The sequence below is a fragment of the Leptospira perdikensis genome, assembly GCF_004769575.1.
In the GTDB taxonomy this organism is placed as follows: domain Bacteria; phylum Spirochaetota; class Leptospiria; order Leptospirales; family Leptospiraceae; genus Leptospira_A; species Leptospira_A perdikensis.
This window is the reverse complement of the sequence record NZ_RQGA01000009.1, coordinates 156,223-178,257: the sequence shown is the minus strand read 5'-3', so window position 1 is coordinate 178,257 and position 22,035 is coordinate 156,223. Positions and strand designations below refer to the sequence as shown.

At 38.8% G+C, this 22,035-nt stretch carries 20 protein-coding genes and 2 tRNA genes; 9 read left to right on the top strand and 13 right to left on the bottom strand.

The genetic code is table 11. The features are described from left to right. Positions 1 to 4 precede the first annotated feature (4 nt). The 4 genes from hemW (at position 5) to EHQ49_RS09195 (ending at position 1,922) form a co-directional block, all read left to right on the top strand. The gene (gene hemW, locus EHQ49_RS09210) at positions 5 to 1,177 is read left to right on the top strand and encodes a radical SAM family heme chaperone HemW (RefSeq protein WP_135578652.1); all 1,173 of its coding nucleotides are present in this window, start codon (positions 5 to 7) and stop codon (positions 1,175 to 1,177) included. A gap of 80 nt (positions 1,178 to 1,257) precedes the next feature. Then, positions 1,258 to 1,331 (top strand) — tRNA-Ile (locus EHQ49_RS09205). A 9-nt stretch (positions 1,332 to 1,340) separates the two neighbouring features. Further along, positions 1,341 to 1,413 (top strand) — tRNA-Ala (locus tag EHQ49_RS09200). A gap of 77 nt (positions 1,414 to 1,490) precedes the next feature. Beyond that, positions 1,491 to 1,922, top strand: coding sequence for a CBS domain-containing protein (locus tag EHQ49_RS09195; protein ID WP_135578651.1), 432 nt, complete (start codon positions 1,491 to 1,493; stop codon positions 1,920 to 1,922). Here the strand turns inward: EHQ49_RS09195 and EHQ49_RS09190 are convergent. Both EHQ49_RS09190 and EHQ49_RS09185 read right to left on the bottom strand, forming a co-directional pair. Then, a complete protein-coding gene (locus EHQ49_RS09190) occupies positions 1,919 to 2,677 on the bottom strand; it encodes a ribonuclease H-like domain-containing protein (protein ID WP_135578766.1) in 759 nt (252 codons plus the stop codon). The two genes, EHQ49_RS09195 and EHQ49_RS09190, sit on opposite strands and share 4 nt — an antisense overlap. Continuing rightward, positions 2,659 to 3,747, bottom strand: a complete 1,089-nt coding sequence (locus EHQ49_RS09185; protein ID WP_135578649.1) for a pyridoxal phosphate-dependent aminotransferase — start codon at positions 3,745 to 3,747, stop codon at positions 2,659 to 2,661. Before EHQ49_RS09185 ends, EHQ49_RS09190 begins: the two co-directional genes overlap by 19 nt. 46 nt (positions 3,748 to 3,793) lie before the next feature. Here EHQ49_RS09185 and EHQ49_RS09180 point away from each other — a divergent pair, with 46 nt between their 5' ends. Genes EHQ49_RS09180 through EHQ49_RS09165 form a run of 4 tightly spaced genes read left to right on the top strand, consistent with a single transcriptional unit; the run spans position 3,794 to position 8,264 of the window. Continuing rightward, positions 3,794 to 5,548 carry a phospho-sugar mutase gene (locus tag EHQ49_RS09180; RefSeq protein ID WP_135578647.1) on the top strand — a complete coding sequence of 585 codons (1,755 nt, stop codon included), beginning with the start codon at positions 3,794 to 3,796 and terminating at the stop codon, positions 5,546 to 5,548. After that, entirely contained in the window at positions 5,545 to 6,762 is a 1,218-nt protein-coding gene (locus tag EHQ49_RS09175; RefSeq protein WP_135578645.1) for an aspartate aminotransferase family protein, read from the top strand. The genes EHQ49_RS09180 and EHQ49_RS09175 overlap by 4 nt, the downstream gene beginning before the upstream one ends. Then, positions 6,759 to 7,838 (top strand): 3-isopropylmalate dehydrogenase, encoded by a 1,080-nt coding sequence (gene leuB, locus EHQ49_RS09170; protein WP_135578642.1) that lies wholly within the window; start codon positions 6,759 to 6,761, stop codon positions 7,836 to 7,838. Before EHQ49_RS09175 ends, leuB begins: the two co-directional genes overlap by 4 nt. A gap of 15 nt (positions 7,839 to 7,853) precedes the next feature. Beyond that, entirely contained in the window at positions 7,854 to 8,264 is a 411-nt protein-coding gene (locus EHQ49_RS09165) for a response regulator (protein WP_135578640.1), read from the top strand. Here EHQ49_RS09165 and EHQ49_RS09160 read toward each other — a convergent pair. Genes EHQ49_RS09160 through EHQ49_RS09145 form a run of 4 tightly spaced genes read right to left on the bottom strand, consistent with a single transcriptional unit; the run spans position 8,245 to position 13,487 of the window. Beyond that, positions 8,245 to 8,985 (bottom strand): purine nucleoside phosphorylase YfiH/LACC1 family protein, encoded by a 741-nt coding sequence (locus EHQ49_RS09160; RefSeq protein ID WP_135578638.1) that lies wholly within the window; start codon positions 8,983 to 8,985, stop codon positions 8,245 to 8,247. The two genes, EHQ49_RS09165 and EHQ49_RS09160, sit on opposite strands and share 20 nt — an antisense overlap. Further along, entirely contained in the window at positions 8,985 to 10,544 is a 1,560-nt protein-coding gene (locus EHQ49_RS09155) for a hypothetical protein (RefSeq protein WP_135578636.1), read from the bottom strand. The genes EHQ49_RS09160 and EHQ49_RS09155 overlap by 1 nt, the downstream gene beginning before the upstream one ends. A gap of 3 nt (positions 10,545 to 10,547) precedes the next feature. Then, positions 10,548 to 11,609, bottom strand: coding sequence for a hypothetical protein (locus EHQ49_RS09150; protein WP_244241427.1), 1,062 nt, complete (start codon positions 11,607 to 11,609; stop codon positions 10,548 to 10,550). Between the two features lie 30 nt (positions 11,610 to 11,639). Then, positions 11,640 to 13,487: an extracellular solute-binding protein gene (locus tag EHQ49_RS09145; RefSeq protein WP_425269844.1), complete on the bottom strand. Its 1,848-nt coding sequence runs from the start codon at positions 13,485 to 13,487 to the stop codon at positions 11,640 to 11,642. A gap of 66 nt (positions 13,488 to 13,553) precedes the next feature. Between EHQ49_RS09145 and EHQ49_RS09140 the strand changes: the two genes are divergently transcribed. Further along, on the top strand, positions 13,554 to 14,870 hold the full coding sequence (locus EHQ49_RS09140; protein ID WP_341867073.1) for an alpha-amylase family protein: 1,317 nt from the start codon (positions 13,554 to 13,556) through the stop codon (positions 14,868 to 14,870). Here EHQ49_RS09140 and EHQ49_RS09135 read toward each other — a convergent pair. The 7 genes from EHQ49_RS09135 to EHQ49_RS09105 form a co-directional block, all read right to left on the bottom strand. Then, a complete protein-coding gene (locus EHQ49_RS09135) occupies positions 14,860 to 16,914 on the bottom strand; it encodes a RelA/SpoT family protein (RefSeq protein ID WP_135578629.1) in 2,055 nt (684 codons plus the stop codon). The genes EHQ49_RS09140 and EHQ49_RS09135 overlap by 11 nt on opposite strands. Next, entirely contained in the window at positions 16,914 to 17,777 is an 864-nt protein-coding gene (gene nadC / locus EHQ49_RS09130; RefSeq protein ID WP_135578627.1) for a carboxylating nicotinate-nucleotide diphosphorylase, read from the bottom strand. Before nadC ends, EHQ49_RS09135 begins: the two co-directional genes overlap by 1 nt. A 71-nt stretch (positions 17,778 to 17,848) precedes the next feature. Continuing rightward, a complete protein-coding gene (locus EHQ49_RS09125; protein WP_135578625.1) occupies positions 17,849 to 19,258 on the bottom strand; it encodes a lipoprotein LipL71 in 1,410 nt (469 codons plus the stop codon). 64 nt (positions 19,259 to 19,322) lie between these two features. After that, entirely contained in the window at positions 19,323 to 19,658 is a 336-nt protein-coding gene (locus EHQ49_RS09120; RefSeq protein ID WP_002975418.1) for an STAS domain-containing protein, read from the bottom strand. A 93-nt stretch (positions 19,659 to 19,751) separates the two neighbouring features. Then, positions 19,752 to 20,867 (bottom strand): tRNA guanosine(34) transglycosylase Tgt, encoded by a 1,116-nt coding sequence (gene tgt / locus EHQ49_RS09115; RefSeq protein WP_135578622.1) that lies wholly within the window; start codon positions 20,865 to 20,867, stop codon positions 19,752 to 19,754. Then, positions 20,867 to 21,304: a Fur family transcriptional regulator gene (locus tag EHQ49_RS09110; RefSeq protein ID WP_232374076.1), complete on the bottom strand. Its 438-nt coding sequence runs from the start codon at positions 21,302 to 21,304 to the stop codon at positions 20,867 to 20,869. The genes tgt and EHQ49_RS09110 overlap by 1 nt, the downstream gene beginning before the upstream one ends. Positions 21,305 to 21,369: 65 nt before the next feature. Continuing rightward, the gene (locus tag EHQ49_RS09105) at positions 21,370 to 21,921 is read right to left on the bottom strand and encodes an LPS assembly lipoprotein LptE (RefSeq protein WP_135578618.1); all 552 of its coding nucleotides are present in this window, start codon (positions 21,919 to 21,921) and stop codon (positions 21,370 to 21,372) included. Positions 21,922 to 22,035: the final 114 nt, after the last annotated feature.

The following is a 22,035-nucleotide window of genomic DNA, read 5'->3' as shown; positions in this document are numbered from 1 at the left end:
ACTCATGGAATTATTAGACAAACAATCCATCTGGCAAGTCCGAAATTCTTATTTGGGAGTCTATGTCCACTTTCCCTATTGTTTTAAAAAATGTGATTATTGTGATTTTTATTCAGAAGGGATTGGAGCGGCACCAGCTAACGATGAGAAGTCTCTATTCAAATCCTACCAAAAGGAAATTTCTGAAAGGGTTATTCATTTCCCAGAAATCAAAAATCGCACCATTGATACGGTATTTTTCGGTGGAGGCACTCCTTCCAAGGCTTCTTCTAAGAGTTGGAAGGAACTCCTCGATTTTTTACGTTCGGAATTCTCCTTCGCAAGTGACACAGAAATTTCCATTGAAGTGAATCCTGAAGATTTAAACGCAAAACTATTGGAAGAGTATCATTCGATAGGAATCAACCGTGTAAATGTGGGTGTTCAAACCTTAGAGCCAAAGGGATTGGAATTTCTGGGTCGTCACTATGACGCAGACCGTTACAACTCTCTTGTCGATGTTCTAACCAGCTCCCCCATAAAACGAGTGGGAATCGATTTGATGTATGGAATTCCTGGAGTCACAAAAGACTCTTTTTATAGAGATTTAAATCTTTTTTTAGAGGCAGACCTACCTCATTTGAGTTTGTATTCCTTAACTTTAGAAAAGGGAACTCAGTATTCTCGTGATGTCACAGATCACAAAAAAAGAGAACCAGAAGAGAACATTCAATCAGAGATCCTCATCCAATTGCCAGAGTTACTAAAAAAGTTTGGGTACAATTGGTATGAAGTTTCGAATTATGCAAAACCAGGATTTGAATCTAGACACAACCTCAAGTATTGGACTTATGAACCCTACTTAGGTATTGGACCCGGTGCTCATGGAATGATCGCTGGCCACAGATATGGCAATCCGAGAAATGCTAGTCTCTATCAGAAAAAAGAAACATCAACTAAGTATGAAAGGATTGATCCATCTACGGAACTAAGCCTTACATTATTTCGATTGTTTTCCCCTTTTCGGTATTTGGATTTTATAGAAACCTATTTGGATTCAGAAACCAAAATAAAATATATAAGAACCATTGAGGGTTGGGAAAAAAAGGGTTACTGTTCCATCGAGGCAGGTGTGTTCCAATGGAAATCTACGGCATTACTCTTGTTAGATGATCTAATCTTAGAAATTTCACTCTAATTTTTCCTGATGACTTTCTTAAAATAATCTTAAAAAAAGATTGCCCAGGCACCCCTGTCGAAAAATACTGTTCGTATCCCGGGCCTGTAGCTCAGTTGGTTAGAGCACTCGCTTGATAAGCGAGGGGTCACAAGTTCAAATCTTGTCAGGCCCATAAAGATACGGGGCGTTAGCTCAGCTGGGAGAGCATCTGATTTGCATTCAGAAGGTCATCGGTTCGATCCCGATACGCTCCAAAAACCCGTGTCTTTCCTCGCACTCCTCCTAAAAATTTCTTGCTATCTCTCTCAATTCCTATAAACCGATAGGAGTCATGTCCGTAAAAGATATTTTAAAAGACAAAGCGTCCTCCGTTCTTTCCATCGAAGAAGATAGAAATGTATTGGAAGCCACCCAAATGATGGTTGGTGCCAAAGTCGGATCTCTCATTGTTACCTTCCAAGGAAAACTTGTGGGAATCTTTACGGAAAGAGATTTGATGCGTGTGGTTGCCAAAGACCATGTGAATCTTGACAAAATCAAACTGAAAGATGTGATGACCACTCAACTCACAGTCGCCGGGCCCGATGAAGATGTGGATGACATTCTAAACAATATGATCACAAAACGTTTCCGTCATATGCCCGTTCTTGATGGGGACAAAATCATTGGCCTTATCTCGATTGGAGATGCTGTCAAAACAAAACTAACTAGAACCCAAGCCGAGATGAGTATACTCAGAGAGTATATGTACGGACCACATTAAAACAAACGGTTTTCTGTAAGCCTATCGATTGTTTTTTCTAATACAATTTCCAAGTTTTTAGTATCTTCTTTATTATAAGCGATTAGTTTTTCCAAGGCTTCTTTGTTATTCGTTCTTTGGTATTCGAACCATAATAGAGGGGCTTGCCTTCCATCCATTCCTGCTATCTCTTCGGGACGAACAAGACCAAGTAATACTTCTGATTTCTTCAAACCGCCTTTGATTCCAATAGAATGTAAAAGATTCATCAAATCTAGTTGGGGATTTTTCACCCGGTAATGAAATTCCCTTTCTAAAAAAGGAACATCAAACCGTTTTCCGTTATACGTTACAAGAATGTCTTCGGGAGAAATAGAATCAAAAAGAAACTCGAGATCTTTTCCTCTCTCAAACGTTAACATTCGTTTGTTTTGATAGAGACTCACCACAGTGGTCACGGAAGAGTCGGAAATTCCCGTGGTTTCAATGTCTAAAAAACAAAATTTTTCGGGGAAGTTTTGCCACAATCTCCAATATTCGAGACTAGGAAGTTCCGTTGTAAAAAATGGAAAATTTGCTTCCGAAAGTTCGTGATCTAATTCGTCTAGGCGTTCTTCTAAAATAGAAACGGCAGGAAGGAGGGGATCGTTTTTTTGTTTTTGGTATTGGATGAGAGATTCCCAATCATAGACACCAACACCAAACAGTTGTTTTTCTTTTCGTTCCCCTATGCCGGGAAATAATTGGAGACTTGATTTTAAATGAGATCCGTACATTCTTTCCATCGAAGGAGACCCTCATTCATTCTTTCCTCTCTTTCACCAAATCCAATTCTTAAAAAACCTTCTTCTTCAAAATTGATTCCAGGCAAAACAAAAACACCAGTTTTTTCGAACAGTTTGTCCGCATAGTCTTCCGAAGAAATTCCTGGTTTTAATTTTAGCCATCCCACAAGCCCACCGGCAGGTGTTGTGAAGGACTCAGTGTAGGGAAGTTCCTTCCATACAGAATCGAAACTTTGGATGTTTTTTCTGACTCGTGATTGGATTTTCGGAAGGAAGGATTCTTTTGCATTTAAAAGCCCGAGAGCAATGCGTTCGGAGATGGGAGAAACAGTATGAGTTAAGTAGTCTTTAAAAGACCTTGCCCTTTTCAGAAAAGATTCCTCTGCCACAAGCCAACCCACCCTAAGACCTGTTACGCCAAAACATTTCGTAAAAGATCCTGTTCCATAAAAAGAATGGTTGGTATCCACACCGGTTCTTCCTATAAAACCTTCACCTGGTAAAAACCGGTAATGTTCATCAAATAGAACTTGCCTCTTTTTTTCCCGAAACTCGGTGATGAGGGAATTCCATTCCCAATCCGAAAAAGTTTTGCCCGTGGGATTGTGAGGGTGGTTTAAAATATAAAGATCGGCATCAATCTCACTCCACGTGGATGCGAGAAATGCTTTTTCATGGGGAACTTTGATGATCTCCGCTCCGAGCATTTTGGGAATTTCATAAAGAGCTTGGAAGGCAGGCCAAATGAGTGCCACTTTTGTTTGGGGCTTAAGCGCCATATGAAATGCCAAGTACAATGCCTCACCTGTTCCCGTTGTCACAAGGACCTGTTCAGGTGAAACTCCAGGATAAAGAGCGGCGATGGTACGGCGAAGTTCCAGGGAACCTTGGTTCGGTGCATCATTCATAGGAATGTCGGCAAGGTCAGAAAATGAAATTTTTGCCATCTCTAAAACTTCTTCCAAACGGAAATGGCCAAGCCCACTCTCCCCTAAATTGCAAAATGCCTTTAGGCGAAACCGTTCCAACCGGTCTTCTATGAAAAATTCTCTAGGTTCCAAAATTGATTTCCAGACAACTTAGCTTCAAAAGATTAGTATGTAAGCTATGTTGAAACCAGAAGACAATATCCTATCTTGGACGAAATCACCTTTTTCATCGGAAATCCAGAATGAAGCCAAAAAGGCTTACGAAGATTGGAAAGCTGGGATCAGTTCGGAACTCGTTGATGCCTATGCCTCTCCTCTCAGCTTTGGAACTGGCGGGATTCGGGGTAAGATAGGAAACGGGATCGGCAAAATGAACCTCTACACTGTAGGTCGTGCCGCGCTTGGTTTCATCAGTTATTTAAGAGATACCAGAAAAAATGCGTCTATTGTCATTGCTTATGATTCAAGAAGACTCTCTAAAGAATTTGCAGAACTCTCCGCTGGCATTGCCGCCAAACTTGGAGTTAAAGTATATATTTTTCCTAAGGTAACACCGACTCCTCTTCTCTCTTATGCCATCCGTTATTACAAAGCGAGTGGTGGGATTGTGATCACTGCATCACACAATCCACCGGAATACAATGGATTCAAAGCTTATCTTGAGGATGGGGGGCAACTTGTTCCCCCAGATGATTCTCTCATCATCAAAAGAATTAGTGAAATTAACGATTGGTCTACCATCCCTCTCGTAAATAAAACCGACAAAGATTACAAAAAATTCGTAAAACCTGTTGGACCAATCGTTTTCAAAACTTATTTAAAGGAATTAAAACAAGCAGGGATTCTATCTTCCGTAAAACCAAAATCTAGGGCTGAGTTAGGAATCGTTTACTCACCGTTACATGGAACTGGCGGTGATTATATGAAAGAAATGTTAAATTTCTTTGGTTATAAGTCTGTATTTCTTGTTCCTGAACAAAAAAAACCAGATGGTGAATTTCCAACTGTCAAATACCCTAACCCAGAAGAAAAAGAAGCCCTCGCCTTATGTGAGTTTTATGCCAAAAAGAAAAAAGCTGCTACCTTCATTGCAACAGACCCCGATGCTGATAGACTTGGTGTAGGAGTTCGCCGTTTAGATGGTGAGTATGAATACCTAAATGGAAACCAAATTGGTTCTATCATGGCAGCTTACCTATCGGAAAGAAAAAAATCTAAAACCAAAACTTATCATTTGGTAAAAACCATTGTAACCACTGATTTACAGGAAGCAATTGCGAAAAAAAACGGAATCAAAATCAAAAATGTTCTTACAGGTTTTAAATTCATCGCAGAAGAGATGAAACAAATTGAATCAAAGAAGAATCATGTATTTTTGTTTGGTGGTGAGGAGTCTTATGGATATTTACCCGTATCCTTCGTCCGCGACAAAGATTCTCTTTCGAGTGCCTTACTTTTTGTAGAGATACTCGCCGAAAAAGGTGATCTACTTTCTTATTTAGAAGCCATCTATTTGAAATATGGTCTTTATCGTGAAAGTTTATATTCTTTGACTCTCGAAGGAAGTTCAGGACAAGACAAAATTAAAAAAGCAATCGAATCACTGAGAGCAGAGAACTTAATTGGGAAATCCATTGGTGGGCGAAAGGTTGTGGGAGTGCTGGATTATGAAACACAAAAAGCAGATGGAAAAGCCAAAGCGACAGTGTTCAAAGGCATGCCAAAATCCAATGTCATTCAAGTGGAACTAGAAGGAAATGCAAAACTCACCATTCGCCCTTCAGGTACAGAACCTAAGGTAAAAGTTTATTCCAGCTTTGCTTCCCTCAAAAAACCAAAAAAACAATCGGAGATTCCAAACCTTTGGGAATCTCTCGGGAAAGAAATTTCCCTGGCAGAAACAGAATTTTTACAACTTGCAGGACTAAAATGAGTAACGAAACCAAAACCAAATTTGAAGAAATCAAAAAACTTTCTGATAAATATTTACTAAACACATACAATCGCTACCCCGTTGCTTTTGAATACGGAGTTGGTGAGATGATTTTTGACCAAGATAACAAAGGTTATATTGATTTTTTAGCAGGGATTGCTGTATCCAACTTGGGTCACGGGGAAGCGGATCTCATTGAAGCCATGCGAAACCAAATGGACAAAATCCTTCATTCCTCCAATCTCTACTACTCGGAAGAACAAGCAAAACTTGCGGAAGTCATAATCGAAAATAGTATTCCTGGAAAAGTATTTTTATGTAATTCGGGAACCGAAGCCAACGAAGCAGCTTTCAAACTTATGCGTAGACATGGAGTGAAAAAAAATATCGATAAACCGGTCATTCTTGCCCTCCACTCCAGTTTTCACGGAAGAACACTTTCTGCGATGACTATGACTGGGAATGAATCGGTTCGTTCTGGATTTGGTGAACTTGCCTCAGATGTTTACTTTGTCGAAGCCAATAACGAAGATTCTCTCATTCAAGCTTTCGAACAGTACGGTGATTCCATTGCCGGAATCATTATGGAACTTATCATGGGGGAAGGTGGTGTCGTACCACTCACCCAATCGTTCGTAAACTTAGCGCGTAAACTCACAGAAGAAACAAACTCTCTTCTTGTTTTCGATGAGATTCAAACGGGAATGGGAAGAACAGGAAAGATGTTTTGTTTTGAACATTACGGAATGTATCCTGATGCTTTCACCCTTGCAAAAGCACTTGGTTCAGGATTTCCTATTGGTGCTCTAGTTGTTGCGAAAGAATATGAAACAGTTTTAGAACGAGGGATGCATGGATCCACATTTGGTGGAAACCATTTAGCTTGTGTGGCAGCATACGAAACATTCAAAATCATTTTATCACGTAACCTGTTAGATCATGTTGCAACTATCTCGGAGCAAATGTTTGCAAGGTTAAAATCCATGATGGAATCAACAGGAAAAATCAAACAAGTGCGAGGACGTGGTTTACACATTGGTGTGGAATTGTATTCCGAATCAAGACCTGTTGTCGAAGAATGTCTGAAACGAGGCCTTGTTGTGAATAGCACAGCAGGGAATGTCATTAGAATTATACCTCCACTCATCTTAAGCATCGAAAAAGCAACAGAAGGATTGGATATTTTAGAATCAGTATTAAAGGATATGAAATGAAAAAAGTAGCAGTACTCGCCGGAGATGGAATCGGGCCAGAAGTAATGGATGTGGCCCTATCAGTGGTCAAAAAAACATTAGGAAATAAATCTTCTGAATTTACCTTTGAACATGCATTAGTTGGTGGTGCAGCCATTGATGCTACAGGATTTCCTCTTCCTGATGAAACCCTGAAACTTTGTGAATCAGCAAGTGCTATCTTTTTTGGATCTGTGGGTGGGCCTAAATGGGAAACACTTCCTCCAGAGAGACAACCAGAACGTGGAGCTTTATTACCACTACGCAAACATTTTGATTTATTTGCGAACCTTAGACCTGCAATCATCTACCCTGAACTCAAAAAAGCAAGTCCCATCCGTGGAGACATCATCGGAGATGGACTCGATATTTTAATCCTCAGAGAATTAACTTCAGGAATTTACTTTGGAAAACCAAAAGGTAGAGAAGGAAGTGGGCCAGAAGAATTTGCTTTTGACACCATGCGGTATTCTCGTCGTGAGATTGAACGCATCGCACGTACAGCCTTTGATGCAGCAAGAAAACGAAATAAAAAAGTAACTAGCATTGATAAGGCAAATGTTTTAACAACATCCGTGTTGTGGAGAGAGGTGGTAGTTGCCCTTCATAAAGCTGAATACTCTGATTGTGTTTTAGAACACCTTTACGTAGACAATGCAGCGATGCAACTCATCGTAAAACCAAAACAATTTGATGTGATGCTTTGCGAAAATATGTTCGGTGATATTCTTTCGGATGAAGCATCCATCATTACAGGATCCATTGGAATGTTACCATCCGCTTCCCTCTCTGAATCCGGATTTGGACTTTATGAACCATCTGGCGGGTCTGCCCCAGACATTGCTGGGAAAGGAATCGCAAACCCCATCGCACAAATCTTATCAGGAGCCCTTATGCTCCGTTACTCTTTCGGATTGGAAACAGAGGCAGTGGCCATCGAAAATGCAATCAGAACCGTTCTAAAGAAGGGATTTCGCACAAGAGACATCGCCGAAGAAGGCACAACTGTCCTCGGTACGAAAGAAATTGGTGTTGAAATCGAAAAGGCACTTGGATAAACTACGGAGAACATCATGCAAGCAGGCATCGGACCGACAGGCAGACCTTATCAAATTCTCATTGCTGAGAATTCCAAATTTCAATCCAAACAACTCCAACAGATTTTGGAATCGGAAGGTTTCAAAATCATAGGAATTGCCGAAACGGGAAAAGAACTTTTACAAATGTACAAAGACAATCGCCAACAGATTGACCTTGTTACTGTTGAAATTTTCCTTCCTGAGGTCGATGGGTATGCTGCTTTCTGGGATATGAAAGAAATGGGAGTACTTCCAAGGGTTCTTTTTATCTCCGAAGAAAATACCCCTTCGGTGATCAAAGCCCTTCTCGAAAATGGGGCAATGGACTACATCGTAAAACCAATCAAACGAGAAAAGATCCTCGAAAAAATCAAAGAAACCTTACTTAAGATTCCCAAAGTATAAAGTTTAAATTTCGGCCCTCTTCTTTGGCTCTATGGCTAAAGTACAGAGGGCTCTGGAAAACATTCGTGTGAGAGTTTTTGATCGCAACCGAAGTTCCAAATCGCTCCCTGACACGCATTTCAATCGCAACTCCCACATCCAATAAAAACTTCCCGTTGGTTTTTGGCCGGCAAACACTATCCCCCAAAGGAAGAAAATGAGTGGCAACATCTTCCCCCACTTCATAATCGTCACTTTGAATATAAGGTCCTAGTTCCATCTGAAGTTCCTCTAGTTTGTAACCCGAACGGAGAACCTCATCTAATAACCTTTCCGTAATTCCAAGATTAGTTCCTTTCCAACCTGAATGAACCACAGCAACAAACGGCTGTTTGTTGGAAAAAACAAATACAGGTACACAGTCAGCTGTGCGAACTACGAGTGCGGTATTTGGTAATTCTGTATACAAACCATCACCTTCGAGGATTAGGTCCTCAATCTTTGTTTTAGGGAACGAGGAAACGGAATGAATGGTATTTCCGTGAACTTGATTTAACGATGCAACTTGAATGAATGCATTTTTCCATTCCCTAAAGATCCAACGATTTGTATATTCCATCCATCCTTCAGGAGTATTTGGATAGAATGGAAACTCAGCCGACGAACTACCCAATTCCTGTTTAGCGGCTGTCCCATATTTAATTTTCCCAAAATTTGTAGATATAACACGTAAAAAATCCATTAATTGTTTCCAAAAGATTTTGTTTGATTAAAATCCCAATGATTTGTTTGAAAGGTTTGGAATAAATCGGCGCAACTCCAATCTGTCCTAACACAAAGTTTTCCAAATTTTTTAGGATCATATGACAAAACATAAAAACGAACGGGAACGGTTCGCCAAGTGTATTGAATGTATGGTAAAGTTGTCCCATGAAGGCGATTGTCGAGAAGGATCTCTATGTTACGTTCTAACAAATCTTTCTTTTCTAGTTCACTCTCATGCCCAATCCTTCCACGGTTAACAATTTTCTTTTTTGCAAATTCCCGATCTGTAAGACCTGACTCCGCTTCAAAGGCAAAAGATGGTCTTAAATAATAAATAAAATGTGCCTGAGCTCCAAAAAAAGCGACTCGAAAGTTGGCAAGAGCATCCTCATCATAACCATTCGTTCGAACCAGGTGATCTTCATAAAACATCCGTTCCTCGACAATTCCATGCCAATCGGGAATTCGCGAACCTTTCAACTTCAAAGGATCGGTATATACTGCCGAAGACAAAATAAAGAAAAAGGAAATAAGAAGTCGGTTTTTGGTATAAAGCTTAGAAAAAAAATTAGACTCGTTGGAATGAACCTGAGAATTCATATCCCACTCATGGATTTTCAAAAACGCAAGGTAAGATAAATAAGGTAAAATAGGAATCCAAAATCGATTTCCCATAAAATCTCCACCCACATACAAAACATACAAAATGTATATTAATACAGAAGAGATAAGAAACCGAAGTTCCTTTCGATAACGAATGGATTTATAAATTTGAATTCCCGCAATAAACAATACCAAAAGATAAAGCGGATATGACTTAATTAAGTAGAGAAAGTAATAGAATCCCTGTAAAAAGTAAGCACCTTTATTTCCCTTGGCATAAAAAGTATTGGGTAGTATGTCCTGATAGTATAAGTAACGGAACCCCAAAAACGATACGAAGAGAAAGCCAATGAGAATGGGTTGCCAGTACTTTCGACGGAAGATCCAATCCAGGGAAGCCACAAACAAAAAGAGAGCCCCTTCCGGACGTACTAGAGCGGAAAGAAATAAAATGGGAAAAAGTAAGTCACTTTCTTTTTCCCATAACAATAAACCGAAACTGATTAAAAAAGTAAATAGAGAGGTTTCGAGTCCAGAAGTAGCAAAAATGTAAAGATGATAGAACAAACTTAAGTGTACAACCAGAAGAGGATACACTTTCCCAAGAGAGATTCGATTTTCTTCCCGAAAAAAAACAAACAGAGTAGATAGATAAAAGAAAAGTCCAAGACCGATGGAGAGAGTTTGTGGCTTAATGTGACTGGCAAATCCTAAAGAAAGGAGAATGGTCCATAAAAAATTGGTATAACCCTCTACTCGCTCTCCCCAATGGAAAACAAGACCTAAACCTTCATAAAAATTTCTAGCATAAATAAAACTAATATAAGCATCATCGCAGATCCATTTCCATGTATAGGCTTGGTAAAACCCAAAGAGGAAAAAGAAGGCAGAAAGAATATAAAAGGACAAAAGATTTTTTTTTAGAAACAACATATATCAATCCAATTCAAATGATTTGATAAACTCTTCAATGATTTGGATATGGTCCATCTCAGGTGTAGGATTTTCTTCTGAGGGTTCATACAAATAGTCATCAAACACATGATAATCGAATATTTTCAATTCAAAATCGGGAAGCGTAATAATGATATTTTCGGCATGTATATCAAAGATCAATTTTTCTTCTTCTGCCAAAAATTTGGTAACTTGAATCACACGATTGAAATCAACGGCAATTTTTTTTAGTTTAGATTTAGAGATCACTCCAAACCGATGAGAATCAAAATTCAATTTCCATTTTGGGAATAGTTTATCCAAGATTGGATTTTGATCCAATTTTTCATTTCGTATCGTAAATTCTTTTAAATGTTTCCCTGCAAGTAGTGGTTGTTGGTCACAAGGAGTGAGTGTTACGTTAGGAATCCCAAACGGATTTTTCCTCACTCGCATACCCATAAAAAAGCGCGTAGGAACAACCAAATCGGGAATTAAAGATTTTAATTTCCAATAATGTAATCTTTCCAAACCCAAACGTTTGAATTTAAAATCAATTTCGTCTTTTTTTGAATCTCTGGATGTTTGGGCTTTTAAATAATCACGTAATTCGATTTCTTCTGGTTTTAAAAATCGTGTTAGATCGCGCCCTACTTCTTTAAAAAGGGTTCCAAAAATCGCATCGGAAGGTAATTTTGACTTTCCAATTTTGACAACTTGGTTCCAAGGGAGTTTGTAAACAAACTTATATGAACCTCTGCCAATATATCCGTCTTTAGACAATGGCATAAAGTTGTCTAAAAATTCACGTTCATATCTATAGGTGATTCGAAATACATGGGAAACAGGGAAAAGTTTTTCGTAGAGATTACGGAAGAAACCAGATTTTCTTAAAACTTCATCAACAGGAAGGTCTTCAAGTGGGATTGGGATTTCTTTTTTATCAGGATCAACAAACAGCTCTTTGTCGAGCCCCTTCTCCAGTAACTCCAAAAACTGAGGAATTTTTCCCCAGCTTGGATATTGGTTCCAGAGTTGGCTGATCTTATCTCGAATCCCCTTGATCGGACCTTTTTTCTCTTGCACTTCTAAATTCTACTTCCAACGAACAATAGCTTCGTAATCGGTGAATTTTTCCTTTTTAGATAAAGCATCGGACAACATTTTATCTTTTTCTTCATCATACCACCAGTAGTCAGAAGAAAAACTTTCATCTCCATATTTACCAAGAGGTAAACTCGGCACTCCATATTTTTGCCAATAAAGAAGACGAGTGCTAGGCAAGTGCCATAACAAAACATAAGGATATTCTTTATAAACAATTCGATCAATTTGTTTCAAAATTTCATTTCTTTTAGAAACAGAAAATTCCGTTTTTTGTTTTTCAATGAGTTTGTCTACTTCACTCTGTTTGAATCCAGGTAAATTTGGTTGTCCTTCTTCGTTTGCATATTTAGAAAGCCATTGTGATTCTGGATCTTTAAATACACCTGATCCCCAAGCAGCCCAAGTCATATCAAAATCATATTTATCCACTCGTTCGCTCCAAGCAGCCAAATCTAAAGTATCAATCGATGCTCTGATTCCTACTTCTTTCGCTTTCTCTAAAAAAACAGTGAAATACTTTTCTGTTTTTTTATCACGATCTAAGATAGAGAATTGAAACGGTTTTCCATCCTTTTCCAAAACTCCTTCTGCATTTGGTTTCCAACCGGCTTCCGCAAGTAACTTCCTTGCTTTTTCAATATTGAATTCTGTAGGTTGGTTTGGATTTTTTTCACCACCTAAATAAAAATCAGGATAGTAACTGTTTGTTGGATCATATTCACCATATGCAAGTTTATCGATCATCAGTTTTCGATCCACAAGTAAGTTCATTGCTTCTCTCACTCGTTTATCAGAAAATATGGAACGCCTAGAGTTCATCGCCCAACCTTGAAATCCAATAGGTTTTAGATTAAAAATTCTTTGTTTGGCAATCCAATTTTTATCAAAAGGTTCACCCTTCGCTTCTTCAATCCAAACAAAGGCCGAATATACAGGATAAATGTCGATGTCTCCCTTTTTAAAAGCTTGGAGAGCTACAGCTTCTTCGTTATAAACTTTATAAACAATTTGATCAAAATTGTTACGGCCCGCATTAAAAGGATATGCCCTTTGCCACCAGTCTCCTCTTCTTTCCAACTTGATATAACGATTCTTTTTTACTTCTGTAATTTTATATGGGCCTGAAACAACAGGAAATTCCATATTTTCTTTATTGAAATCTTTTCCTTCAAAATGGTGTTTCGGCAGAATGAAAATGGAAGAAGCAATATCATTAAAGTTATTCCAATGTACTTCTTTTGCTTCAAAGACAACCGTTAAGTTATCTAATTTCACAGGTTTTAAAAAACGAGACAAAGAAACTCGGAACACCGCAGTTCCGTTTTTTGGATTCATGATTGTATCATAGGTAAAAATAACATCATCTGCTGTAACAGGTTTGTCATCCGACCAACGAGCGTTTGGATCCAAGTAAAAAGTGAACTTTCTCTTATCTGGAGAAATTTTCCAGTCTCTTGCTAAATGAGGAATGGTTTCCAAGGTAAGTGGGTGATAACCGGTAAGAGGTTCATATAAACTGGTAAAAATACGAGCTGTGGTTGTAAACTGATCCAAATAATAATTTAAAGACTTTGGAAACTGGTGAGAATAAATTCTGATCTTCCCACCTTTTTTGGCTTTTGGGTCAGCTACAGGATTTTTCAAACGAAGAGCATTTGGAATCGAAGCCACATCTCCCTGCCAAGGAATATCATTTACCTTGGATATGGATTCTTTCGTATCTTCTTCAGAACAATTCTGGAAGAAAGCCATTGACAAAAGTCCTGTCAAACCAACCAAAACTATCTTGCGCCAGGAGGAACTATACTTGAGTAATTGAACTTTGTTATGAAACATCCCTTCCATCAAATCCATTTGTACGAGATAGGCTCAAGGCTTTTTTGTGCAAAAATGAAGGAACCATTGGAATCTCTGATCCCTAACCTAAAAAAATCCCCAACCTTCCAATGGGCCGATGAAATTTGGCTGATGGGAGTCTGGAAAAATAGCCCCAAATCCCAATCCATTGCGCGAACAATGCCAGAACTCCAAAGAAGTTACCAAACCGTTAAACATCCAATACATTCAGAGGATATTTACGGATCTCCTTATTCGATTTTTGCTTATTCACCTGACCCACTTGTTGTAAGAGAGAAAGATTTAACAAAGATTCACCATATGATCCAAGATCTCGGAAAAAAGCTAATCCTCGACTTTGTACCGAATCATATGGCCATTGATTCTCCTTTAATTGAGGCCAATCCCGATTTGTTTTTAATCGCAGATGAATCGGTCTCTTCAAAAAACGCATTTTTACATCCGAATGGAAATGAGTATGTCCATGGAAGAGATCCTTACTTTGATGGCTGGACCGATACCATCCAATGGGATTTTGCAAATCCGAATGTTGAAGTCAAACATATTGAAATCTTAAAAAACATCGCAAAACAATCTGATGGTGTTCGTTGTGACATGGCAATGTTACTTCTTCCGAATGTCTTCGAAAAAACTCACAAGAGAAAATCTAATTATGATTGGAGTCGAGTCATCAAATCAATAAAAGAAGAATTCCCAAATTTTAAATTTTACGCAGAAGTTTATTGGGGGTTGGAAGAAGAACTTCTAAGTTTGGGATTTGATGCTAGTTACGATAAGTCTCTGTATGATGCTTTCAAAAGTCAAAATTTTGACTTTGTTTCCGAAAACTTAAGAAAAAAATATAGTCCAAAAAAAATTCAATTTTTAGAAAATCATGACGAACAAAGGGCAAAACAACAATTTGGTGAAAAATCAAAAAGTTATTTTGCCCTTCTTGCAACATCTGAATGCACTTTATTATTTCATGCAGGACAAGAATTAGGACTTAACAAAAAAATTCCTGTCCAAATGATCCAAACAGATGAAGAAGATGGTGATGTAACGATAAAAGAATTTTATTCACGAGCATTTGCTACAATTGCAGCAAGAAAACATGATAGTTTCGTTTTGTGGCCGGATTATAAAGAATTTAATGGCAACTCTGTTTTTATCAAATCGATCCAAAGTGAAAATCAAACAGAGATCATTCTATGGAATGAACAAACTTTCGAAGTGTCTGGTTGGATTCCCTTCCAAGAAAAAATCCAGTTCCAGGTAAGTTTAACAGATCTGATAACTGGTGATCACTATCCACAAACGAAGTCTGAACAAGGAATATACTTTAGATTAAAACCCAACCAAGTGCAATGGTTTATTTTTTAACCCTCTCAGCAAAAACCACTCCCTGAATCATTCTTAAATTTTCCAAAATTTCCTTTAATTGATCCAAATGATCAACTTCTAACATAAATTTGGCGGTAAGCGTTCCATTAGGGTGAGAAGAAGCACCTGCCTCCAGGATATTCGTTTCGGTGCTAGAAATGGATTCCACCATAGATAAATAAATCCCTTGTACATCCTTAGCACGCACTTCAATTTGAATCGGGATAGGTTCCCCTGGCCCTTCCCAACGAACAGGAATGGTTTTCATCCACTCAAGTTGTTTGGTTGCAGTGGTACAATCTTTTTTATGAACACTCACACCCCTTCCTCTTGTGATAAAACCGATGATTTCATCTCCAGGAATGGGAGTACAACAAGATGCTACTCTCACTGGAACATCATTCCAACCGGCAACAGAGATTCCGAATTCTTTGGATTCTTCTTGGTGAGGATGTGCCTTGTTAGGTTTTTTGATTTTTACTTTTTTAATTTCTTTAATGGTATTTTCATCAATAACCTGTGATGAAGTTTCCAATACAGAACCAATCGATTCTTTTTGTGAGTCTTCCTGTAATTTCCTAAAATAAGCACGTAACTTTTGTCTTGCGCCTGATGTTTTTACAATTCGTAGCCAAATCGGAGATGGTTTGGAATTTTTTTCGGTGATGATCTCAACTTGATCCCCAGATTTGAGTTCCGTACGCAGTGTAACCATCCGCCCATTGACCTTTCCACCCCGAGCATGAAGGCCTACGTCTGTATGAATCCGAAAAGCATAATCAAGAACCGTGGCACCTTTTGGCATTTCGATGATCTCACCCTTCGGGGTGAAAACAAAAACTTCATCTTCATGGAGATCATACTGAAGTTCTTCCATAAATTCTTTCGAATCTAAACTTGGATCTTGCCAGGATTTCAAGATTTCCAACCATTTCATTCGAAATGCGTTTTCTACACCATTCTGCAAAATAACTGAAGTTTTAGTAAGGTTGGTGGATTCTTTATAAGCCCAGTGTGCTGCCACACCATTTTCGGCAATGGCATTCATATCTTTGGTTCGAATCTGCACTTCCATCGGACGTCCATCAGGTCCGAATACAGTTGTATGTAATGATTGGTATAAGTTTGTTTTAGGAGTGGCTATATAGTCTTTAAATCTGCCAGGAATCGGTGTCCAAAGGGTATGTACAATCCCAAGTACACCATAACAATCTTTGATTTCATTGGTGATAATCCGAACAGCACGAAGATCGAAAATTTCTGAAAAGGATTTTTCCTTAGTGACCATCTTACGATAGATGGAATAAAAATGTTTTGCCCTACCGTCGATCCGAGCATCAATACTAATCTCTGCCAATCTTTGTTTGAGTATGATTTTTATTTTTTCGATGTATTCATCACGTTCGGACTTTTTTGCTGATACACGTTTTTTGATTTCTTGGTATTCTTCTGGATGTAGAGATTGAAAAGCCAAATCTTCTAATTCAAATTTAACTTTATAAACACCCAACCTTCCCGCAATGGGGGCGTATAACGATAATACTTCTTTTGCAATTCGTTTTTGTTTTTCTTCCGGTTGGAACTTCAAGGTGCGGACATTATGGGTTTTATCCGCTAATTTAATCAACATAACCCGAACATCTTTGATGGTCGCAAGTAACATCTTTCGAATGTTTTCAGCTGCTTCTGTTTCTTTGGACTGTGATTTGATTTCGGAAATTTTTGTTACACCCTCTACGAGGGCCGCAATGTCTTCCCCAAATTCACGAGTCATATCCTCTTTGTTATAACTTGTATCTTCTACGACATCGTGCAAAAGCCCTGCAGCAATAGCCCTTTCATCTAGACCCAGTTCATCCAAAACAGAGGCAACATTCATAGGATGAATGATATATGGCTCTCCAGACAAACGTTTTTGTCCTTCGTGCATTTTGTCCGCTATATTATATGCTTTTTCTATAAAACTAGCTTTTTCGGGACCCAACCTTTTTTGAACAGCGTCAAATAACTCCTGTTTGTCTTTTATGTCCTGATACAAGCCCATTATTTGATATCCAAACTTATATCTAAAAACTTAACCGTATGAGTTAAGTAACCCATACTCACACCAATGTCTTGGAAACGAGAAAGAAACTTTAACTTTTCAGGAGTGATCCCTCCAGAACATTCAATACGAATTTGTGGAGAATTTGTTTTGATTTTTTGAATTGCTTGTTCGGTGTCTAAATCAGAAAAATTATCTAACAAAATGATATCAGGATTTGACTGCATAGCTTCATCCAATTGAGAGAGACCATCAATTTCTAGTTCTATTTTTTTCCCTGGGTTAGCATTTCGAACAATTTGCACAGCTGACTGGATAGATCCGACTTTTGCTACATGGTTGTCTTTCAGCATTGCCATTTCGGACAAATTTAACCTGTGGTTTGCACCACCTCCCGTATAAACTGCGTATTTAGCTAACTTTCTATAACCGGGTAATGTTTTTCTTGTATCTAAGATCAGAAGGTTTGGAAACTCCCTTACCACCTTATTTGCGTTTGTTGCAATCCCAGATAGGTATTGAATAAAATTCAAGAGAACCCTTTCCATTTTCAGAACAGAAATCAGAGATCCTTCCAAGGAACCGATGATAGTTCCCCGAGAAAGAGGAGCACCATCACTAAGAATGGGTTTCCAAATTACATTGGCATTTGTTTTTCGTATGAGGCAAGGCAAAACAGCAAGTCCACACAAAACACCCTCTTCTTTTGCAAGAAGGTCTGCCTTACAAATTTCATCGGATTCAAAAAGAGTGTCTGTTGTAATATCGCCTGCCGGTAAATCTTCTTCGAGGGCAAGAGTTACCAGTGAGTCAAAGTCTTTTTCCGAAATTTCCGTAACAGGTGTTGTATATCCTCTTATCATATGATCCTATTCTTTAGACAAAAAAAAAGCTGTCCTTACGACAGCTTTTTTTCAGATCACCTAAACATTGTTTACTGTTTAGGGGCACTTCCGATTTTCCCTGTTTTAGGAGGGATATTCAATCTTTGTTTTGGATAAATCAGATTTTTGTTACGAATCGACTTACGATTGGCTTCAAAAATTCTTGGCCAAAGTTTTGCGTCGTTATAAATGTCTTCTCTATCCGCAATTCTCCAAAGGCAATCTGCCGGATTTGATTTCTCAACAGTATATCTTTTCCAACCACCAGAAAGTTCCTCTACCTGAGCAGACGCAGCTTTATCTCCGTTTGTTTCTGTTGTAGTGGAAGTTTTGGTATCAGCTTGAGGCTCTACTGCCGTACGATCTTTTTTAGCAACAGTCGTTTTTCCTTTTAAAGTTTCTACTTGGTCAATAGAAATTTCAGCCAAACGAATGGCTTCTTCCGACTGTGCGATTGAATCATCATATTTTTCTTGTTCCAAAAGGTTTCCGGATGCTTGAAGGGATTCATTGGAAGCACCTAAATTTTCTTGTGTGCTTGCGTAGGATTCCTTTGCATTGGACTTAAGGTAGTTCTCTGCATTCAACTCACCAAAACGAGCATTTGCATCTTCCACAACCTCGCGTGCTTGACCATTGCGATTTTTAGCGTGATCCTTTATAGAACCTTGTAACAATGATGCAGATGCTAATCGAGCAGTTTTAATTTTCTCATCAGCAGTCTTCAAACGACCAGCAGCAATGTCTTCGCGAGCAGAAGCCACACGAGCTTTTTCCTCATCGATGGCTGGATTTCCACCTTTAGAATATGTATAAGCTTTTTCTAATACTGCATCCACTTCATCTGCCGATTGGCGAATCGAACCAGAACGGTCTAGGGCTACTTTTTTTGCCGATTCACTAAACTTAGTAGCTTCTAAAAAATGATTGTGAGCGTCTTCGTATTCTTGTAGGGCAACAGTGCGTTTTAATTCTTTTGCTGTTTCGTCTTTGTCTTCACGTAAGTAAGAAGCAAGACTTGCATCTGCCTGAGCCAATTTAGTTTCACCGGCATCACGTGCAGTCACTGCATTTTTAAATTCTTCTGGAGTATATTCTGAAGCGTACGCTTCGTCCGCAGCATCAATTGCAGTCACTGCTTCTTCACGAGACTTTGCAGCAAGTTTCGGTAGAGTTTTTTCCAAAGCATCGTAAGCTTTAGAAATGGCATAATCTGCACTCTTTTTAGAATCAGATGCATTTTCTTGTGATGCAAATTCGTTAGCAGAGATGAGGCTTTTTTTTGCTTCTGAATATTCTTCTGGAGCATATTCCTCAGCAGAAAGTCTTTCGGCTCTTTCAACTTGTGTTTTTGCAAGTAATAGTTCTTTCACCGGCATTTCTTGGGCACAATTAACAAATCCAATGGAAAACAATACCAATCCAGAGAGAAAGACGGCTGTCTTTTCCTTTCTTAACATAACAAACTCCTTAATTTTTCTTCGGGGGATTTTGTAAGAGAGAAGCGCAAATACGCTTCCCTGTTTACTTGAAAGCTGTGACGGCTTCGTCTTCGCTGTCGAAAATTTCAAAAAATGAAGTCAACTTAGTCAGTTCAAATACCTTACGAACGGAACCGGCTACGTTGATGATTTTAAGCCCACCTTGGTATTTCTTCAAGTTGGACAAACTTGAAATTAATGCTCCAATTCCGGAAGAGTCGATGTAGGATACCTTCTCGAGATTGATGACGATGCAATACTTTTGTTCTTCGATCAATTTGGCAATTACATCCTTGATCTCAGGCGCGTTATAAAGGTCGATTTCCCCGTTAATATCGAGGACTACGATTTTATCTTTTTCCCTTCTGGTGATTTCCATGTGTGTCTAGAGACTCCTCAATGAAGCTACAATCAATGTAGAAATGACGGTACAATTGCATTCAAAAAAAAGAGATACGTCAACCTAATAATTTTAGCTACCAAACAAATTTTTCCAATGGTCATAAAAACCCTGAAAATTGCCTATTTTTATGGACTTTCGCATCTTTTCCATGAAGCTCTGCATAAAATATAAGTTATGATACGTTGAGAGCGAGAATGCAGTCAGCTCCTTTACCTTATGTAAGTGGCGAATGTAGCCAAGACTATATGTTGTGCATACCTTACACCCACATTCCGGGTCAATAGGTCCATCAGCCAATCGATGGCTTTCATTTCTTAAGTTGAGTTTGCCAAAAGAAGTGAACACTTGGCCATTTCTAGCGTTCCTTGTTGGCAACACACAGTCAAACATGTCCACACCATTCTTAACTCCTTCCAGGATATCAACAACGGTTCCCACACCCATAAGATAACGAGGTCGCGCCTGGTCAAAATAAGGTGCCATACATTCTAAAATACGAATGTATTCTGGCCGGGGTTCCCCCACACTTAAGCCTCCAATGGCAATTCCGGGAAAATTTATATTTTGTAATGTATCTAAACTTCGTTTTCTAAGGGATTCATTGACTCCCCCCTGAACTATGGGGAAAACATTCTGACCATTGGGTCTTTCCATCCAATATTCATAAGATTCTTTGGCCCATCGGTGCGTTCTGTCCAGAGCCAACTCCAATCGTCTCAGATCACTCCCATAAGGTGCACAATCATCAAGGACCATCATAATATCGGAACCAATCGAACGTTGCATATCAATGACAGAGGCAGGTGTGAACTTATGATGGCTCCCATCAATATGGGATTGGAACCGAACTCCATCTTCTTCAAATTTAAAAAGACTAGCGAGGCTAAAAACCTGGAACCCACCGGAATCTGTGAGTAAGGCCCTTTTATAAGACATGAAATTTTTTAGACCATGAAAATGATCTAAGACTTCCTTTCCAGGTTTTAGATATAGGTGGTAGGTATTGGCAAGAATTAGATGATAACCCAGTTCATCAATATCCGAGGAAGAAAGAGACTTGATACTTCCACGTGTTCCCACCGGCATAAAGATGGGTGTTTCGATTTGGATTCCATTTAGGTGGAGAGTTCCGGTTCTTGCATAAGAGCCGGGGTCTTTTGAACTTTCTTTAAAAATAGAAGACACTATTTTTTGATTTTGTGTTCACAATTTGCAAAATTCAAACAATTACCAAAAATATTCAAACTATGCCCAGTGATGGTAAAACCATTTTCAGAAGCCGCTTTGTTTTGTAGTTCTTCAATCCGTTCATCAACAAACTCAACGATGCGACCACATTGCATACAAATGATATGGTCATGATGTTCGTGGCCAATGATATGTTCGTAGTATTTATAATCTTTACCAAAATCATGTTCTTCTAATAATCCAGCCTCTACCATAATCGCAAGGATTCTGTAGATAGTTGCTTTAGAGATACGATCCTTATTGTCCTTTAATTCATCCAAAAGACCTTCTGCGGTAAAATGGTTATGTGAAGAAAAAATCTTTTGTGCAACTAACAAACGTTGATTGGTAATTTTCAGTCCTTTTTCTTTTAGATACTCTTCAAATGCGAGCATCTCTTTTTTTGTGTCGTCGCTGGAAATAGGATCGTTTTGCAAGGTTTATCTCCTGATGATTCAACTTAATTCAATGTTCCAGAAAGAGAATAATACCATGCTCTTTCCGCTTCTTCTGCTATTCGAAGTGCCATCACCCTAAGTAGGCGGTTCTGCGCTTCCAATTCTGATTCCCGAAATCCAATTTGAGTAGAAAAATGAACTCGTCCAGGAATTTCACTGCGTTCCATAGGAATTTTGTTTCCCGTCTCCGCTTCAATGATTTCCACGCGGGTGACCACAAATAATTCCGAGGTAATTTGTCTATCCGCAAGATCCATAAGATCCCCGACTTGTTGGTAGTGAACAATCTCCGAATACAACCGGTATTTCGCGAGAGTTTTTTCTCTCGTTGTGATAAACCTTCCACGTCTGTCAATTTCTTCCATAATCATCTGGGTAAGACGAGTGTGCATACCGGGAGAATAGGTATTGTTTCTTACGTTCTGGATGTAGATCAGCCGTTTGGAATCGGGAATCGGAACCCCATCTATTTTAGGAGGTCTGCCCGGTTCCTTGGATAAAAAGGCACAACCAGAAAAGGCGAAAATGAGGAAGAAAACGATGCCTTGTTTCATACGGAAATGTTCCCTGTCATCTTAGGTCCCAAGTCTAGTTTGTCAAGGGAATCGAAATGATGGGAAATTCTCTCAGTTTCGGGAAAGACATGACAAAGGAAGTGGGAGGATTCT